General features: G+C 72.7%; 16 protein-coding genes. 8 read left to right on the forward strand and 8 right to left on the reverse strand.

All coding sequences use genetic code 11. The features are described 5' to 3' along the window. The first annotated feature begins 48 nt into the window (after positions 1-48). Positions 49-825 (forward strand): AraC family transcriptional regulator, encoded by a 777-nt coding sequence (locus O1Q96_RS17885; protein WP_269249137.1) that lies wholly within the window; start codon positions 49-51, stop codon positions 823-825. 96 nt (positions 826-921) lie between these two features. On the opposite strand, the gene O1Q96_RS17890 is transcribed toward O1Q96_RS17885, so the two are convergent. Then, positions 922-2,082: a methyltransferase gene (locus O1Q96_RS17890; protein ID WP_419586910.1), complete on the reverse strand. Its 1,161-nt coding sequence runs from the start codon at positions 2,080-2,082 to the stop codon at positions 922-924. A 74-nt stretch (positions 2,083-2,156) separates the two neighbouring features. Here O1Q96_RS17890 and O1Q96_RS17895 point away from each other — a divergent pair, with 74 nt between their 5' ends. Both O1Q96_RS17895 and O1Q96_RS17900 read left to right on the forward strand, forming a co-directional pair. Beyond that, positions 2,157-2,885: an alpha-ketoglutarate-dependent dioxygenase AlkB family protein gene (locus O1Q96_RS17895; RefSeq protein WP_269249138.1), complete on the forward strand. Its 729-nt coding sequence runs from the start codon at positions 2,157-2,159 to the stop codon at positions 2,883-2,885. Positions 2,886-2,924: 39 nt separating this feature from the next. Then, entirely contained in the window at positions 2,925-4,166 is a 1,242-nt protein-coding gene (locus tag O1Q96_RS17900) for an ROK family protein (RefSeq protein ID WP_269249139.1), read from the forward strand. 154 nt (positions 4,167-4,320) lie between these two features. On the opposite strand, the gene O1Q96_RS17905 is transcribed toward O1Q96_RS17900, so the two are convergent. The 3 genes from O1Q96_RS17905 to O1Q96_RS17915 are packed head-to-tail and all read right to left on the reverse strand — an operon-like array spanning position 4,321 to position 6,440. Further along, complete coding sequence (locus O1Q96_RS17905) at positions 4,321-5,229, reverse strand: phosphotriesterase family protein (RefSeq protein ID WP_269253629.1); 909 nt, start codon at positions 5,227-5,229, stop codon at positions 4,321-4,323. 14 nt (positions 5,230-5,243) lie between these two features. After that, positions 5,244-5,828 (reverse strand): DUF4865 family protein, encoded by a 585-nt coding sequence (locus O1Q96_RS17910; protein WP_269249140.1) that lies wholly within the window; start codon positions 5,826-5,828, stop codon positions 5,244-5,246. 18 nt (positions 5,829-5,846) lie between these two features. Next, the gene (locus tag O1Q96_RS17915; RefSeq protein ID WP_269249141.1) at positions 5,847-6,440 is read right to left on the reverse strand and encodes a TetR/AcrR family transcriptional regulator; all 594 of its coding nucleotides are present in this window, start codon (positions 6,438-6,440) and stop codon (positions 5,847-5,849) included. Between the two features lie 189 nt (positions 6,441-6,629). On the opposite strand from O1Q96_RS17915, the gene O1Q96_RS17920 reads away from it, so the two are divergent. Genes O1Q96_RS17920 through O1Q96_RS17930 form a run of 3 tightly spaced genes read left to right on the forward strand, consistent with a single transcriptional unit; the run spans position 6,630 to position 10,275 of the window. Continuing rightward, positions 6,630-6,947 (forward strand): SHOCT domain-containing protein, encoded by a 318-nt coding sequence (locus tag O1Q96_RS17920; RefSeq protein WP_269249142.1) that lies wholly within the window; start codon positions 6,630-6,632, stop codon positions 6,945-6,947. Further along, positions 6,944-7,717 (forward strand): ABC transporter ATP-binding protein, encoded by a 774-nt coding sequence (locus O1Q96_RS17925; RefSeq protein ID WP_269249143.1) that lies wholly within the window; start codon positions 6,944-6,946, stop codon positions 7,715-7,717. The genes O1Q96_RS17920 and O1Q96_RS17925 overlap by 4 nt, the downstream gene beginning before the upstream one ends. Then, on the forward strand, positions 7,714-10,275 hold the full coding sequence (locus O1Q96_RS17930; RefSeq protein WP_269249144.1) for an FtsX-like permease family protein: 2,562 nt from the start codon (positions 7,714-7,716) through the stop codon (positions 10,273-10,275). Before O1Q96_RS17925 ends, O1Q96_RS17930 begins: the two co-directional genes overlap by 4 nt. Positions 10,276-10,352: 77 nt before the next feature. Here the strand turns inward: O1Q96_RS17930 and O1Q96_RS17935 are convergent, their stop codons facing one another. Further along, the gene (locus tag O1Q96_RS17935) at positions 10,353-10,886 is read right to left on the reverse strand and encodes an ATP-binding protein (protein ID WP_269249145.1); all 534 of its coding nucleotides are present in this window, start codon (positions 10,884-10,886) and stop codon (positions 10,353-10,355) included. 216 nt (positions 10,887-11,102) lie between these two features. Beyond that, positions 11,103-11,426: a hypothetical protein gene (locus tag O1Q96_RS17940; RefSeq protein ID WP_217457388.1), complete on the reverse strand. Its 324-nt coding sequence runs from the start codon at positions 11,424-11,426 to the stop codon at positions 11,103-11,105. A gap of 333 nt (positions 11,427-11,759) precedes the next feature. Between O1Q96_RS17940 and cds1 the strand changes: the two genes are divergently transcribed. Continuing rightward, positions 11,760-12,893: an L-cysteine desulfhydrase Cds1 gene (gene cds1, locus O1Q96_RS17945; protein ID WP_269249146.1), complete on the forward strand. Its 1,134-nt coding sequence runs from the start codon at positions 11,760-11,762 to the stop codon at positions 12,891-12,893. A 93-nt stretch (positions 12,894-12,986) separates the two neighbouring features. Here cds1 and O1Q96_RS17950 read toward each other — a convergent pair whose 3' ends face one another. Then, positions 12,987-13,469, reverse strand: a complete 483-nt coding sequence (locus O1Q96_RS17950; RefSeq protein WP_269249147.1) for an SRPBCC family protein — start codon at positions 13,467-13,469, stop codon at positions 12,987-12,989. 172 nt (positions 13,470-13,641) lie between these two features. After that, positions 13,642-14,478, reverse strand: a complete 837-nt coding sequence (locus O1Q96_RS17955) for a DeoR/GlpR family DNA-binding transcription regulator (RefSeq protein WP_269249148.1) — start codon at positions 14,476-14,478, stop codon at positions 13,642-13,644. Between the two features lie 289 nt (positions 14,479-14,767). Between O1Q96_RS17955 and O1Q96_RS17960 the strand changes: the two genes are divergently transcribed. Then, positions 14,768-17,152, forward strand: a complete 2,385-nt coding sequence (locus tag O1Q96_RS17960) for a hypothetical protein (protein ID WP_419586911.1) — start codon at positions 14,768-14,770, stop codon at positions 17,150-17,152. Positions 17,153-17,178: the final 26 nt, after the last annotated feature.

Genomic DNA, 17,178 nt, shown 5'->3' on the forward strand with positions numbered 1-17,178 from the left:
CCGGTCCTTCGCGTTGGCCCGTTTCACCACCGCTGGTAGTTTTTCACCATGCGGGTCACGCGCATCCACCTGGGCGAACCGCCCGTCGTCGCCAACGCGGGCGTCGGCGTGCACGGTGTCGCGAGCCGCACGGATGTCTTCCGGTTGCCGGAGCTGTGGCAGTTGCACCTGTACCAGTACGAGGCCGAGCTGACCGTGGACGGCACACCGCACCTCATCCGGCCCGGCCGGATCAGCCTCGTGCCGCCCGGCGCAACGGTTCGCTACCGCTACCAGGGCCGCTCGGAGCACCTGTACGCACACCTGCGCATCGCCCCCGCCGGGGCACCGCGCGCCGTGCCCGTACTGCAGGACGCGGGACCCGAACTCCCCATGCTGACCGGGCTGTTGCTTCAGGCGGTCGCCTCCGCGCCGAGCGCTCCGGAACGCACCCGGGCCGAGATCTGGACCGCGCTGTGGCGCATCGCCGACCTCGCCCCGGCCGCCGAACGCCCCGGCCCGCATCCGGCCGTCACCGCGGCGATCGCCCACGTCGAGGCGAACCTCGCCGCCCCTCTCACGGTGCCCGCCGTGGCCCGGGCCGCGGGCGTCTCGCACAACCACCTGACCCGGCTCTTCCGCGCCACCACGGGTGGCACGGTCGTGGCGTACATCCGCCGCCGCAGACTCGACCGCGCCCGGCACCTCCTGCGTGCCTCGACCCTGTCCATCCCGGCGGTCGCCGCGTCGGTCGGCATCCCCGATCTGCAGGCCTTCAACAAGGCCTGCAGGCGTGAACTCGGCGCCTCGCCACGAGCGCTGCGCGGCGAGACCGGCACAGCCTGAGCGCTGCCTGCCCGGCGCGCCCGCCCCTGCCCCTGCCCGCGCCTGCCCTCAAGGCGCCTGTCCCGTCCCGCCCTCTGCACGATTCCGGTACGGACCTCAGGACTGCTTGACGGCCTTGAGGACCACGAACTTCGCGTCGCTCGCGATCAGTTCACTGTTGCCGAAGAGACGCCGAAGCTTCACGTGGTAGCCGAGATGACGGTTGCCGACCACCCACAGCTCGCCGCCCGGCCGCAGCGCGCGGCGCGCCCCGGTGAACATCCGCCACGCCGTCGCGTCGGTCGTCGCCTGGTGCGAGTGGAAGGGCGGGTTGGTCAGCACCAGGTCGACGCTCTCCTCCGGGACGCTGTCCAAGGCGTCGTCCACGCGGAACTCCGCCTTGCCGTGATCCACGGTGTCGTCGGTGTTCGCCCGGTACGTCGCCTCCGCAGAGGCGACCGCCTGGTACGACTCGTCCACGAACAGCACCTCGGCCTCCGGATACGCCAGCGCCGCCGCCGTACCGACCACGCCGTTGCCGCAGCCCAGGTCCACGACCCGCCCGGCACTCCGCTCGTACGGCAGATGCCGGAGGAAGAACCTGGTGCCGATGTCGAGGCGCTCCGCGCAGAAGACGCCCGCCTCGTTGACGACGGTACGGCCGGAGACAGGACCGATGCCCTCGGGCAGCGTGTAGCTGAGCGGCCAGGGGTTCGCCGGCCTCACGAGCCCGGGGCTCGGCGTGCAGAAGATGAGCCGGGCCTTCTTCTCGGCCAGTGACGTCCGGGTCGGACCGAGGATCCGCTCGAACAGCTTGAGCGTCGAGGTGTGGATCTCCTTGACCATGCCGGAGCCGACGACGACCGTCCCCTCGTGCACGGCGGGCGCCAGACGCAGCAGCTGGTCCTCCAGGAGCGCGAGGCTCTTCGGCACGCGAACCAGCAGCACGTCGACGCGCTCGGGCGGTGCGTCCTGGGTGGTGAGAAGGCGTACGGAGTCCTCGTCCGCGCCGTTGCGCACCAGATTGGCCCGGGTCGCCTCCCGGGTGAGGAACGAGTCGGTGACCTGCACCGGCCCGTGTGCCCGCAGGGCCGTGGTGAGGGCGCCCCAGCGGTCACCGACCACGACGACCGTGCCGTCGAGCGCCTGGCCGCTGTCGGCGAGATGCCTCAGCAGGTACTCGTCGGAGGCGTCCCACGCTCGGAGCTGGTCACGGGTGTCCTCGGGGAAGCGCGCCAGCATCAGCTCGGCCGAGGGGGTCGTCATACGGTCGGTCATCGGGTCCAGGCTAGCTGAGGCGCAGATCAGGGAGGTTCGGCAGCCCGGCGCGGCACTGCGCGAGGATGGGAACCATGGACGCGGAACTGTTTCCCAGGAGCCGGACGGAGGTCGCCCCGGGGGCGGTGCACCTGCCGGACTGGCTGACCCCCGAGCACCAGAAAGAGCTCCTGGAGGCCTGCCGTGACTGGGCCCGCCCGCCCGCCGGGCTGCGCACGGTCCGTACACCAGGGGGCGGCACGATGACCTCCCGGCAGGTCTGCCTCGGTTGGCACTGGTATCCGTACGGTTACGCGCCCACGGTCGTCGACGGGGACGGCGCACCCGTGAAGCCCTTCCCCGCCTGGCTGGGGGAGCTGGGACGCCGGGCCGTGGACGATGCCTTCGAGGGCGGCACCCCGGCGGGAGGATCCCCGGTGGCAGGCGCCACGGCGGTAGATCCCCCGGTGAGCGGCGGCCCTGTCCGCCCAGGGGCACCCGCCTACGACATCGCGCTGATCAACTTCTACGACGCCGGCGCCCGTATGGGCATGCACCGGGACAGCGACGAGAGGTCCGGCGCCCCCGTGGTGTCGCTGAGCCTCGGCGACACCTGCGTCTTCCGCTTCGGCAACACCGAGTCGAGAGGCCGCCCGTACACGGACGTGGAACTGCGCAGCGGCGACCTGTTCGTGTTCGGCGGCGGGTCCCGGCTCGCCCACCACGGGGTACCGCGCGTCCACGCGGGCACGGCGCCGCCCGAGTTGGGACTCACCGGCCGGCTGAACGTCACCCTGCGCGTGAGCGGCCTCCAGGCCGGCTGACCGGTCACCGGGCGACCGGATCATGGGAGACTCGCCCTCATGAGCGGCAAGGCGGCCCCCAGAGCTGCGGGAGAAGGAAGCATCAGGACACGGCTGGACCGAGGGCGCGGTGCGCTCGGGCCCGCGCTGGAGCTCGTGCACACGGGACGCGCGCCGACACGGGCCGTGCTCACCGCCGAGCTGGGTGTCACGCGCGCGACGGCCGGCGCGGTCGCCGCGGAGCTGGAGGCGCTCGGCCTGATCCACGTCGACGCCCGCCCCGGCGCGGCCGCCGGTTCCCAGGGCCGCCCCTCGCACCGCCTCGAACTCGCCGAGGACGGGCCCGTCGCCCTCGCCGCGCAGATCCACGCCGACGGCTTCCGGGCCGCCCTGGTCGGCCTCGGCGGCCGGATCGTGGCGACCGCCCCCGGCTGCGAGACCGTGGACGCCGACCCGGCGAAGGTGCTCGGCTCGGTCGTGGAGGCGGGCGCCGAACTGCTCCGGGAGACGGGACGCCGCTGCGTGGGCGCCGGACTGGCCGTCCCGTCGGCCGTGGCGGAACCCGAGGGCACCGCACTCAACCCGCTCCACCTGGCCTGGCCGGCCGGCGCGCCCGTTCGGGAGATCTTCGCGGAGCGCGTCCGTGCGGCCGGCCTCACCGGACCGGCGTTCGCCGCCAACGACGTCAATCTCGCCGCGCTCGCCGAGCACCGGCACGGCGCGGGCCGCGGCGCCCGCGACCTGCTGTGCGTGGCGACCGGGCACCGGGGCGTCGGTGGCGCGCTGGTGCTCGACGGCCGCCTGCACACGGGCAGTTCGGGCCTCGCGCTCGAAGTCGGCCACCTCACGGTCAACCCGGAGGGCCGTCCCTGCCACTGCGGCAGCCGGGGATGCCTGGACGTCGAGGCGGACCCGCTGGCCTTCCTCACGGCGGCCCACCGTGACCCCGGACCCGAGGTGTCACTACTCCAGCAGGCCAACGACCTGATCCGCGGCCAGTACGCCGACCCGACCGTACGCACCGCCGTCGAGGCACTGATCGACCGGCTGGGCCTGGGCCTCGCGGGCCTGGTGAACATCCTCAATCCGGACCGCATCATCCTCGGCGGCCTGCACCGCACCCTCCTCGACGCGGACCCGGCGAGGCTGCGGGCCGTGGTGGCCGACCGCAGCCTGTGGGGGCAGAGCGGAGGCGTACCCATCCTGGCCTGCACGCTGGACCATAACAGCCTGGTCGGGGCTGCCGAGCTGGCGTGGCAGCCGGTGCTCGACGATCCGATCACGGCACTGGCACGGGTCTGAGACCTGCCTCTGCTCGGAGGCCGTCGAGCCACGTCAAGCGGCCGAGCCGACGTCGAGCCCGCAGGCCCGCAAGCCCGCAAGCTGTCAGGCCCTTGGTCCGTCGATCCGGAGCCCGCGCCGCGGTGCCCGCCCCCGTGCCATGGTGCCGGACGGCCTACGCCCACCCGACGGCGTACGCCCGTTGCGGGTTCGCCGTCAGGATGCGTTCCACCAGTCCTTCTCCCAGGGTGCGTTCGAGTCTCGGGCGGATGCGCCGCAGCAGGTACGGCATCCCCGGCCCGCCATTCACCGAGCGGGCCCCCGCCGTGGTCGTGTCACCGCCGAGCAGCAGCCGGTCCCCGAACCCGGCGTCGGCGAGATCCCGCACCGCGTCGGGCATGCGCCAGTCCGTGGCGTGGTTCGCGTGTGACGGCCCGTCAAAGGCCAGATAGGCGCCGGACTCCGCGGCCTGCCGGTGCGTCACCGGATCGGGGCAGCGGTTGAGATGCCCGAGGATCACACTCTCCGGCGCCACGTCCAACTCCCCGCACAGCAGGTCGAGTACGTCGAGCGCGCCCGTGCCCAGCTCCAGGTGCACGGCCACGGGCGCCCCTGTGGCGTGATGCGCCTCGGCCGCCGCGGTCATCGTCCAGCGGGCGTGCGCGTCGAGTGCGTGGAAGCCGCCCGCGACCTTGACGAAACCCGCCCGCACCCCCGACGTGGCAAGGCCCTCGGTCAGTTCGGAGACGAAGACGTCCGCGAGCCTGCCCCGCAGCCGCTCGAGGAACTCGGGTGTGTAGTGGGCGGCTCGATGCAGTCCGGTGGCGGCCATGACGTGGACACCGGCGGCGCGGGCGAGCAGCGGCAGATCGGCGGCCCGCCGCCCCAGGCCGTACGGGGTCCACTGCGCCACGCTCCCGCCGCCTGCCGCGCGGAACGCGGTCAGTTCGGCCGTCGCGGCTGCCGCGTCCCGCAGCTCCTGCCCCGGAAGCCTGGGGCTGCTGAGGAAGAGGTGGTCATGCGCGTCGCAGACACCCAGCGCCGCCGGCGATACGTCCCCAAGGACCGTACGGACGGTACGGATCGCCGGCGCCCCGTTCACCAGTGCCGTCCTCGCCGCAGCCGGTCACGTCCCGGCGCCGACAGATGCAGCACCCGGTACGTCTCTCCGGTCGCCTCGGGCTGGTCATGGGCCCAGAGGGAGAAGTGCACGACCTCCCAGTGGCGCGGATCGACGGCGGCTGCGGCGCCCACGACCCCGTCCAGCGCGGCCAGCCGCCGTGTCTCCCGGAGGGCCTCCCGCGCCACTTCGGCGAGCGGCACCCCCTCGGGGACGCTCGCGCGCCGGCGGACTGCGACCTCGGGCGTGGCATCCGGGGCACCTCCGTCCTCGTACGCCAGTCCCGTCCAGTGCTGCACCACGGGGCGCCCGAAGTCGTTCACGAGCCCCTGGAATCCGGGCCCCCACAGGAAGGAGTTCATGCCCTCGGGGGTGTCCCACAGATAGAACGGCGCGTACTGGCCGACGGGCGAGCCGTCCACGCCGCGTTCGCGCAGCAGGTAGGCCTTGAGGCCGAGCCCGTCCCAGTCGTCGAGCAGGTGTCCGACGCGGGCCACCCGGTCGCGGATGACGCCCGTGTCGTAGTCCGCGGGCAGGGTGATCTCGTACTGCATGGCGTGCATCGGAGCCTCCGGTCGGTGCTAGACGTCTTCGCGGGCGGGGGTGCCGGCCGCCAGGAGGGACAGCAGTCCCCGGACTGCCGTGTCGAACGCGGCGGTCGAGCCGGACGCGCGGGCCAGCACATAGCCGCCCTGGACCGTGGCCACGATCGCTGCGGCGATCTCCTCGCCGTCCAGCGCGAGCGCGAACTCGCCCTGCTCCTGGCCCTCCTCGACGATGCGGGCCAGCCGCTCGCGCAGCCAGTCCAGTGTCTCGTCGACGGGGACGCGCAGCTCGTCGCTCGTGACGACGTCCGGATCCATGGTCAGCCGCCCGACAGGGCAGCCGCGCAGCACGTCGCGCTCGCGCCGCAGATAGGCCTCGACGCGCTCGTACGGGGAACCGGGCCCGCCGAGCACTCCCTCGGCGGTGGCGCGCATCTCCTCGGCCGTGCGCCGGATCGCGGCGAGCGCCAGATCGTGCTTGCCGGTGAAGTGGTGGTACATGCTGCCCTGGCCGGCGTCCGCCCGCTGGAGGATCGCCTTGGGGCTCGTGCCCACGTACCCGCGCTCCCACAGCAGCTCGCGGGTGGCTTCGATCAGTCGCTCCGGAGTGCTCACCAGATCACTGTACATACTAGTAGTTACAGAGTCGAGCGGTAGGTCGAGAAGCAGGCCGAGCAGTAGGTCGAGGAGCAGCTGGAATCCCCGTTCCTACTCCCGCGGAGGTACGCGTACTGCCGCTGGCCGTACGACGACCCGGGCCCCCTCGCGGCGCGAGTCTCGAAGCATCACCGGAACCGCCGACCGAGGAGATGACTTCAGATGCAGACCCTGGCGCACTGGGACGGCGGGCCCGGCCCGTGGATCCTCCTTTTCCCGCTGATCTGGGCAGCCGTCCTGATCGGTGCCGTGAGCGTGCTGCGCCGCACCGGGTGGAGCGGCCGCCGAGGTCAGTGGCGCGGCACGGACCGGCCCCGCCCGTCCGGCGACTCGCCGATCGCGGTGCTCGGCCGGCGCTTCGCCTCCGGCGAGATCGACGAGGACGAGTACTGGCGCCGCCTCTCCGTCCTGGACGAGCAGTTCGGGCGTACGGACCTGGACGAGCGGTTCGGGCGTGTCGGCAAGGGCGGTGCGGCGTGAACACGACGACCGTCACGAAGGCGACGCGGACCGCCGCGCGCGTCGCCGACGCCGTGAAGGTGTACGGCGGCGGGGACACCGCGGTGCGGGCCCTGGACGGGGTGAGTGTCACCTTTCCGGCCGGACGCTTCACCGCGATCATGGGGCCCTCGGGCTCCGGCAAGTCCACCCTGATGCACTGCGCCGCAGGCCTGGACACCCTCACCTCGGGCGCTGCCTTCATCGGCGACACCGAGCTGAGCACGCTCGACGACCGGCACCTGACGCTGCTGCGACGCGACCGCGTCGGATTCGTCTTCCAGGCCTTCAACCTGGTGCCGACCCTGACCGTCGCGGAGAACATCACGCTGCCCATGGACCTCGCCGGCCGCAGGAGCGCCTCGTCGGACGAGTGGATCGACGCCCTCGTGGAGGCCGTCGGTCTCGCTGACCGGCTGCGCCACCGGCCCGCGGAACTCTCCGGCGGCCAGCAGCAACGCGTCGCCGTGGCAAGGGCGTTCGCCGGACAGCCCGATGTCGTCTTCGCCGACGAACCGACCGGCAACCTCGACTCCCGCTCCGGCGAGGAGGTCCTGAACCTTCTCGGGCGGGCCGTGCGCCGGATGGACCGCACGGTCGTCATGGTCACCCACGATCCGGTCGCCGCCGCACATGCCGACGAAGTCGTCTTCCTCGCCGACGGCCGCCTCGTGGACCGGATGGAAGCCCCGACGGCGGACAGGGTCCTGGACCGCATGAAGGCCTTCGACGGCAAAGGGGCTCCGTCGTGAACGCGTCGGTGCGGATCAGCGTCTCCTCCCTGCGCGCCCACAAGCGGCGCTTCGCCGGTACGTTCCTGGCCGTACTGCTCGGCGTCGCCTTCCTGGCGGGCACGCTCGTCATGGGCGACACCCTGCGGGCCGGTTTCGACACGATGTTCGGCAATGCCACGAGCGGCACCGACGCCGTCGTCCGCAGCGCCGACACCATCACCACGCCGGGCGAGAGCCAGGGCGTACGGCGGCCCGTCGACACGGGCCTCCTGGCAACCGTCGGGAGGACACCGGGTGTCGCGGCAGCCGCGCCCGACATCCAGGGCGCGGGCCAACTCGTCGGTGCGAACGGCGAGCCCGTCGGCGGCCAGGGCCCGCCCACCCTCGCGGGCAACTGGATCGACGACCCCGAACTCAACGCGTACCGCCTGGCCGAGGGCCGCGCCCCCGCGAAGTCCGGCGAGGTCGTCGTCAACCGGGGCGCGGCCGAGAAGGGCGGCCTCGGGATCGGCGACACCACGACCCTCAGGACGCCCGACCCCGTCAGGGTGACGATCGTCGGCCTCGCGACGTTCGGCGGCGAGGACGGCATGGCGCAGGTGACCTTCACCGGCATGACGCGCTCCGACGCCGAGAAGTACCTCACCGCGAAGCCCGGCGAGGCCGCGGGCATCCTCGTGCGGGCCGGCCCCGGCACCGGTCAGCGGGAACTCGTCGACGCCCTGACTCCCGTACTGCCCAAGGGCGTCGAGGCGATCACCGGTCAGGAGCTGGCCGAGGAGAACACCGACATGATCTCCGGGCAGTTCCTGACCCTGTTCACCACCTTCCTGTTGGTGTTCTCGGGCGTGGCGCTGCTGGTCGCGACCTTCTCCATCCACAACACCTTCGCGATCGTCGTCGCCCAACGCACCCGTGAGAACGCCCTGTTGCGCGCACTCGGCGCCTCCCGCCGCCAGGTCACCGTGTCCACCCTGGTAGAGGCGAGTGCGGTCGCCGTAACCGCGTCCGCCGCCGGACTCGCCGGAGGTATCGGCGTCGCGGCCGGCCTGCGGGCGCTGTTCCCGGCCATCGGATTTCCGTTCCCCGAGGGCGACTTGGTGATCGGTGGGCTGTCCATGGTGCTGCCGCTCGTGGTCGGCGTCGTGGTCTGCCTCGGCTCCGCCCTGCTGCCGGCGGTCCGCGCCGGACGCACCGCACCGCTGGCCGCCCTGCGGGAGACCTCCGTCGACCGGTCCGGGGCGTCCCGCACCCGCGTCGTCCTGGGTACCGGGCTCGCGGCGCTCGCGACCGCCGTCACGCTGACCGGCGTCGTCGCCGGCCCTTCCCTGTGGCTCGCGGGCGCAGGGGCGGGCCTGGCGCTCGCCGCCTTCGTGGTCCTCGGCCCGGTCGCCTCGACCACCGCCGTACGCGTCCTCGGGAGCCCTCTCGACCGGCTGCGCGGCGTCACCGGAGGCCTGGCCAGGCGCAACGCCCTGCGCAGCCCCAAGCGGACCGCGGCCACCGCCAGTGCGCTGATGATCGGCGTCGCCGTCGTGTCGCTGTTCACGGTCTTCGGCGCCTCGCTGAAGGCGACCATGGACCGGACGGTGTCACAGTCCTTCGCCGGCGACGTCGCCGTGAGCACCCCGTCGTTCGGGGCGGGCGGCAGCGGGCTGAGCCCCGCGCTCGCCGGCGCGATCGCCGAGCGGCCCGAGGTCGACACGGCGGTCGGGCTCGGCCGTGGAGTGGCCGAAGTCAACGGCAGGGGGCGGGCGCTGACCGTCACCGACCCGGTCGCGCTGGAGCGGACCTTCGAACTCGGCGACGTCCGGGGCTCGATGCGGGGCCTCGGCGGCGACGGCATCGCCATCACCGGGAAGGAGGCCGACCAGCAGGGCCTCACGACCGGCGACACCGTCCGGCTGGCCTTCACCGACGGAAAGAAGGAGGCCTTCACCGTTCGCGCGGTCTACGGCCGGTCCGAGCTCGCCGGTGACTACGTCATCACCCGCGAGGCCTGGGCGCCGCACCGTACCCAGGACTCGGACACGCTGGTCGCCGTCACGTTCAAGGACGGAGTGAGCCCGTCGGACGGCAGGGCGGCGGTCGAGAAGGCCGCGACGGCCTACGGCAATCCCGAGGTGCAGACCCGTGACGAGTACGCCAGGTCCTCGGCGGGCGCCATCGACATGATGCTCACCCTGGTATACGCGCTGCTCGCGCTCGCGGTACTCATCGCTCTGCTCGGCATCGCCAACACGCTCACCCTCGCGGTCCACGAACGCACCCGCGAACTCGGCCTGCTGAGGGCCGTCGGGCAGACCAGGCCGCAGCTGCGCGCGATGGTCCGCTGGGAGTCGGTGCTGGTCGCCGCGTTCGGCACGGTGGGCGGGCTCGCGCTCGGCGGGTTCCTCGGCTGGGTGCTCGTCAAGGCGTCCGACGGAGCGTCCGACAGCACGTTCGCCTTCGCGGTGCCGCCCGTCCAGCTCCTCGTGGTCGCGGCGGTGGGCCTCGCGGCCGGAGCCCTCGCGGGCCTGCGCCCGGCCCGGCGAGCCGCGCGCCTCGACGTCCTGAAAGCCATCGCGGCCGAGTGAACCGGCGCCCGGGACTTCGTGCCCGGGAGGCGGGCCCGCGCCACCGGACGACGGAAAACGTCTTGGTCACCGCCCGGTCAGCCTGCAACGGCCGACCGGGCGGGAGCGTGTCCTGCCTTGAGCGCGCCGGCGGCGTGCTCCACCTCCGCGAAACCGCGGGCGGGCGATTCGGCGGACGCGGCGTACGGCGGGCAGGCGGGCAGCGCCGTCGCGGGGGAGTGGGCCGGAAGGGTGAACCACACGACCTTCCCCGACTCGCCGTCCGGCCGCACACCCCAGCTCTCGCTCACCGCGGCGACCATGGCGAGCCCCCGACCACAGGTCGAGGACGAGTTGGCGTCCCGCACCTCGGGCAGACGCGGGTCGTTGTCGTGCACCGAGACGGTGAGCCGGTCGAGCAACAGCTCGATCTCGACGGTGCACAGCTTGTCGGGCCGGGCGTGCAGGTGGACGTTGGTCAGGAGCTCGGTCACACCGAGCGCCGCCCGGTCTATCAACGGATCCAGATGCCAGTAGCGCAACTGCGCAGATACGATTCTGCGGACCTGGCCGATCCGCGAGGGCAGAGCGTGGAGCTCCACCGTGCAATGCCTGTTTGGCTGGCTGATCACGGCTGCGACTCCCCGAATTGAGGTCCGGAAGAAGACGGAGAACGGATCCAGCGGGCTGCCTGCGCGCGCCGGCCGCCTGCGGTCGGTGGCCGGCGGGCTGGTTCGCAGCGTTATCGCCGGTAAACCCAGAGTGACGTGACAACAGCGTGACCCAGGAGGTGCGGCCCCGCAACTCGCGGTGTTCTCGGCGGCCGGGCACGCGGCGGCCGGCGCGCCTCAGCGCCCGCGCCCCGCCGCCTTGTGCACGGCCTCGATGAAGCGGCGGGCGGCCGGCGGGCCCGGTTCCCCCGGAGCGGGATCGTGGTCGCCCAGGGTGAGCAGATAGCGGGTGCCGTTGACATCAGCCAACGCCCGGTCCTCGTGGGCGAACCAGGGCTTCGACGCCCGGACCGCCTGCACCGGCGCGCTGTCGATCTCGCTGCCGTAACTGGTGAGCAACTCCAGCCTGCCGTCGCTGATCCGGACCTGCCCGGCCCGGGTGAGCGACCTCAGCCTCTTGCCGATCCGCACGCCTGTGGCTGTGAACTCCGGCTCCGCCATGTGCCCCGCCCCCTTGTGCGCTTCGGTCGTGCCCCGTCGTGGATCCGGCGCGGATCCCGTACCAGTGTCCGTCTCCGTCCGGGACCGGCGTCCCGTGCGGTGCAGTCTGCCCGCGTCGGGCGTCGAGCACCAGTGTGCGTGGCAGCGTGGCACATGCCCTCCGGCGCACTCGCGTGAATGCGCCCCCGGCCCTGCCCGCGCGGTGGTGGGCCAGGGGTTCCTTTGAGGTGCTCAAAGGAGTGTTTATGCAGGTGAGAAGCGTGCGGAAGGTGCATATGATCGAGACGTCCGACCACGTGACCCGACGTCGGCACAACCCGAAGGAGCCCCGCCGTGACCACCCCACAGCAGGCCCGCCCCCACGAGCCGACGGCCACGCTCGATGTCGACCACAGTGACGCGGAGTACCGGCACTGGCTGAAAGAAGCCGTACGGAAGGTGCAGGCCGACGCGAACAGATCGGCCGACACCCATCTCCTGAAGTTCCCCCTGCCCGAGCGGTGGGGCATCGACCTGTATCTCAAGGACGAGTCCACCCACCCCACCGGCAGCCTCAAGCACCGCCTGGCCCGCTCGCTCTTCCTCTACGGCCTGTGCAACGGCTGGATCCGGCGCGGACGCCCCGTCATCGAGGCGTCCAGCGGCTCCACGGCCGTCTCGGAGGCGTACTTCGCCAAGCTGATCGGTGTGCCGTTCATCGCCGTCATGCCGCGCACCACCAGCCCCGAGAAGTGCCGGCTGATCGAATTCCACGGCGGGCAGTGCCACTTCGTCGACGACCCGCGCACGATGTACGAGGAGTCGGCGGCCCTGGCCGCCGGCACCGGCGGTCACTACATGGACCAGTTCACCTACGCGGAGCGGGCCACGGACTGGCGCGGCAACAACAACATCGCCGAGTCGATCTTCCGCCAGCTGGAGCTGGAGCGCTATCCCGAGCCCGCCTGGATCGTGGCCACCGCGGGCACCGGCGGCACGTCGGCGACCATCGCCCGGTACGTGCACTACATGCAGTTCAACACCCGTATCTGTGTGGCGGATCCGGAGAACTCCTGTTTCTTCGAGGGCTGGACCACGGGAGACGCCCAGGTCACCACGGACTGCGGTTCGCGCATCGAGGGCATCGGCCGGCCCCGTATGGAGCCGAGCTTCGTGCCGGGAGCCGTCGACCGCATGATGAAGGTGCCGGACGCCGCGAGCGTGGCGGCCGTGCGGGCGCTGGAGCAGGCCATCGGGCGCAAGGCGGGCGGCTCGACCGGCACGGGGCTGTGGAGCGCGCTCAAGATCGTGGCGGAGATGGCGGAGGCCGGGCGCACCGGAAGCGTGGTGACACTGCTGTGCGATCCCGGGGACCGCTATCTGGACAAGTACTACTCGGACGCGTGGCTGGCCGGGCAGGGTCTGGACATCGCGCCCTACACGGCCACGATCGAGTCGTTGCTCGCGACGGGGATCTGGCCGGACTGAGTGGCCCCGGGGCGTTCCGTCCACGGGCCGCCGGCAGCAGCTCGCGTGTCCGGCCGTCTCCGCGGGGCCGCTCACGGGCTGCAGGTCCGGGGATCAGGGTGCGTGCGTCGAGTTCAGCCGCCGGTCCAGCCTCGTCACCGCGTCACGGAACGCCCGGCCCAGGCCCGCACGGCCGAGCCCCATCGTGAAGCGGAACGCCGCGGTGCCGTCGGCGGCCCAGGTCCACTGAACCCGCGTACCGGAGCCGTCCGGTGTGAGCCGCCACTCCTCGACGAGCGCGCGCACGCCGGGGGCGTTCGTCACGTCGACGCGGTACGTGTACACCTCGCGGGGTTCGGCCGCGATGACCGTCTCCTCGAAGCGCGTTCCGCCCCTGAGGCGGATCTGCCGGCCGGAGCCGCCCTCGGTCGAGCGGGCTGCGGTCACGGCGGTGAACCACCGCGGCCAGCCGGCCACGTCCTCGGCCAGTGCGCGGTAGACCGACTCGGGCGGCGAGGTCATCTCTCTCGCGAACACCAGACGCAGCGGAGCGGTCTCGACGAAGTCGAGCCCCACCGGGCGCAGTTGGCGTGCCATGCGCGGAACCCCCTCGTGGGAACGAACGGGAACGAGTTCGGAAGCCGCCCCGTGACCCGGCGGCCGGCGAGGCACGGTCACCCTAGCTGACGGCCCGTCAGCTGTCTGTACCGCCCACCGACGCCCGTGCGGTCCTCACGCCCCTGCCCGCCCTCGGGGGCACCCGCCGCCGTCAGTCGTCCGACCCGTCGTCGGCCTCTACTTCACCGGCCACCACCAGGCGCCGCAGGTGCTCGGAGATCTCCGAGCGTGCCGCGGAAGGCAGCCCGTCGTCCGTCACCAGCGTGTCGATCTGTTCCAGCGCGGCGAACGAACTCAGCCCCACCGTGCCCCACTTGGTGTGGTCGGCGACCACGACGACCCGCCGTGCGGACTGCACCAGGCGCCGGTTCGTCTCGGCCTCCGCGAGGTTCGGAGTGGACAGGCCCGCCTCCACCGATATGCCGTGCACCCCGAGGAAGAGCACGTCGAAGTGGAGCGCCTCGATCGCCTGGTCCGCGACGGGACCCACCAGCGAGTCCGACGGCGTACGCACCCCGCCCGTCAGTACGACCGTCGCCGCGCCCTGCCGCTGCCCCGACGTGCGCTGCGCCGAGTGGAAGACGTCGGCCACCCGCACCGAGTTGGTCACCACCGTCAGATCCGGCACGTCCAGAAGCTGATGGGCGAGCGCGTACGTCGTCGTACCGCCCGACAGCGCGATCGCCGTGCCCGGCGCCACCAGCGCCGCGGCCGCCCGCGCGATGTCCTCCTTGGCCGTCAGCTCCAGACCCGACTTGGCCTCGAACCCCGGCTCGTGCGTACTCGCCTCGACCACCGGGACGGCGCCGCCGTGGACCTTCTCCACCACACCCTGGCGAGCGAGCGCGTCCAGGTCGCGGCGGACCGTCATGTCGGACACGCCGAGCTTCCTGGTGAGTTCGTTGACACGGACGCCGCCGCGCCGCCGGACCTCGTCGAGGATCAGGGCGCGCCGCTGCTCCGCGAGCAGGTTCTGGTTCTCGCTCACGTCCGCTCCGGTTCCCTTCGCCTCGACCCGCCCGACATACTCCCGAACCCCCTCCGACAAGGACATTCCCCCCACCTCCGGTCCACGGGACGCCCCATCCTCGCACGGGTCACCGCAGGTGGCGCCACTGCCTGTGGCGACGCGCACACGTCACGCTGCCGTCCTGTGTCCGGCACCGTCACACGGATCGGGGAGATTCCGTGACGAGTGGTGCGCGAAGAGGCCGGAAGGCGGGACCCTTGTGCCTGGACATGACACATGCCGTACGGGCATCACGGGGGACACAACAGTGGAGCGTCTGCAGGGGCATGCCCCGACGAACGAGACGAACGATCATGGGCGGCGGCCGACGACGGACACCGCACTCGAACTCCTGGTCCACGGCGTCGGCGGCACAACGCCCCAGGAGATGCTCAACGATCCGCGCACCGTCCGGATCACCGGCGACGACACGGCCGCGGTCTTCCGGCGCGCGGACGACGTCGAGGCCGAGAAGAAGGCCGCGGAACGGCCCGGGGAGCACCGGGCCGAACCGGTCCCGGAGGCGTACGTCTGGTGCAATCTCACCTCCGGCAACGGCTCCCGCGCGCTGTGGCTGCTGCTCCTTCCGTTCATGGTGGTCAACCTCGCCCACTGGATGCGGCCCACGGTGAGCGACAACCGCAGGCGGACGGTACGGCTCTACGGCCTGCTCGTCCGCCTCGCCGCCCTGACCCTCACCGTGCTCCTGGTCGCCGCGGCCTGCGAGGTCGCCCTCGACCTGGCCGCATGGCAGTGCGCGGGCACGCGCGCGTGCGCCGAGGAACACTCCTGGCTCGGCTTCCTCTCCCCGGCGGTGTCGGACGACAGCTGGTGGAGCCAGCCCGGCCGCCGCCTCGCCCTCGCCTCACTGGTGCCCGCGGCCCTCACCGGCCTCCTCTGGTACCTCTCGCACCGCACCTGGAGCGCGTACGAGTCCCAGCAGCCGATGCCACGCGAGGTGGAGCCGGAGGAGGAGAACAGCCGGGCCGGGCTCGGCCGCCCCGGCTTCTGGTACGGACGCCGGCTGGTCGCCCGGCTGCGTGTCGCGCACACCGCCGCGGGCCTGCTGACGGTCGCCGCGGCGGTCGGCACCGCCGCCGCCCGTCACGACCGCGACACCGGCGGACCGGCCGCACTCGAAGCGCTCGGACGGATCCTGGAGGCAGCCTTCGTCGTGGGGGCGGTCGTCGTGCTGTGGGTGGTCTGCCGCCGAGGCCGCAGCGAGCACCGCGTCGACCGGCACCTCGACGCGGCCCTGGTGCGTCTGCTGCCCGCCGGCTCGGTCGTCCTGCTCGTGCTCACCCTTATCTACGCCGGCTGGTCGCGCCCCGGCTGGCGGTCGGACCACCGGCTGTCCGGCGACGCCGTCTTCGGCGCCATCGCGCTGCTCGAGTGCCTGCTCGTGATCGCGCTCGGCATCGTGGCCCATGTTCTGCACCGCGCCCACCCGGACCCCCGTGCCGCGATGCGGGGCCTCGCCGGGCCCGCCGTCGCGATGCTGGCCTGCGCCCTGGGCGGTGTGATGTCCGGCGGAGTGGCCCAGCGCGTCGCCGACTGGCTGGACGGCACCGGCGGAACCATCGAGGGACCACCCGTGCTGCTGACCTGGCAGGCGTCCGTCATCCCGCCGCTGCTGCTCGTCCTGCTCGCCCTCGCGGGCTGGCTGGCCCGGCGCACCGTGCTCCTGCGCCGCGCCGAGACGGCCGCGGTGGAACACGCCTACCAGAGCGAGCCCAAGGACTTCGTCCGCACCCGGCGCATCGCCAGTACGCGCGCGATGGCCTCCCTCACCGACCGGGCGCCCCGCATCATCGGCGTCACCTCCGTCGTGACGCTGCTCCTGGGCGCCCTGGCAGTCGCCGGTGCCATGGTCACCGGCGAGACCCCGGCCAGGGCCGCGCACGGCACCTACGCCGTCGTGCGGGGCGCTGCCGAGACCGCGCAGGCGCTCGGCTCCTGGCTGATCGGCGTCGGCTTCATACTGTTCGTCACCTGGGGCCGCCGCGCCTACAAGGACCAGACCGCCCGTCGGACCATCGGCGTCCTGTGGGACGTCGGTACGTTCTGGCCGCGCGCGGCACATCCCTTCGCGCCCCCGTGCTACGCCGAGCGCGCCGTACCCGACCTGACCTGGCGCATCGCCGGCTGGACCCGCGCCACCGGTGGCAGGCTCGTCCTCTCCGGCCACTCCCAGGGCAGCGTTCTCGCGGCCGCCGCGGCGTGGCAGCTCAAGCCGTCGGTCCGCAGGCGGGTCGCCCTGCTGACCTACGGTTCACCGCTGGAGCGGCTCTACGGGCGCTGGTTCCCTGCCCACTTCGGGCCCGCCGCGCTCAGCAGCCTGCACCGGGAGGTCGACTGCTGGCGCAACCTGTACCGGGCCACCGACCCCATCGGCGGTCCCGTCCGACTGCCCGGCGACTGCGGTCCCCAGGTCGACCGCGGGGCACTGGAGGACCCGCTTGCGTACGGCCGTACCGAGGAGCATCCGCTGCCCGCGCCGATCCTCGGGCACTCCGACTACCAGGCGGATCCCGCGTTCGCCGAGGAGCGGGAGAAGCTGCTCGCCCGCCTCAGGCCGGACGTCCCGGCGCCCCGCCCGTGCGGCGAGCCGGAAGAACCGCGGGAGCCCCGGCCGGAACCGACGCCGACGTAGATCTCGGGGAGAACCGACGTCGGCAC

The organism is Streptomyces aurantiacus (assembly GCF_027107535.1).
Taxonomy (GTDB): Bacteria; Actinomycetota; Actinomycetes; order Streptomycetales; family Streptomycetaceae; genus Streptomyces.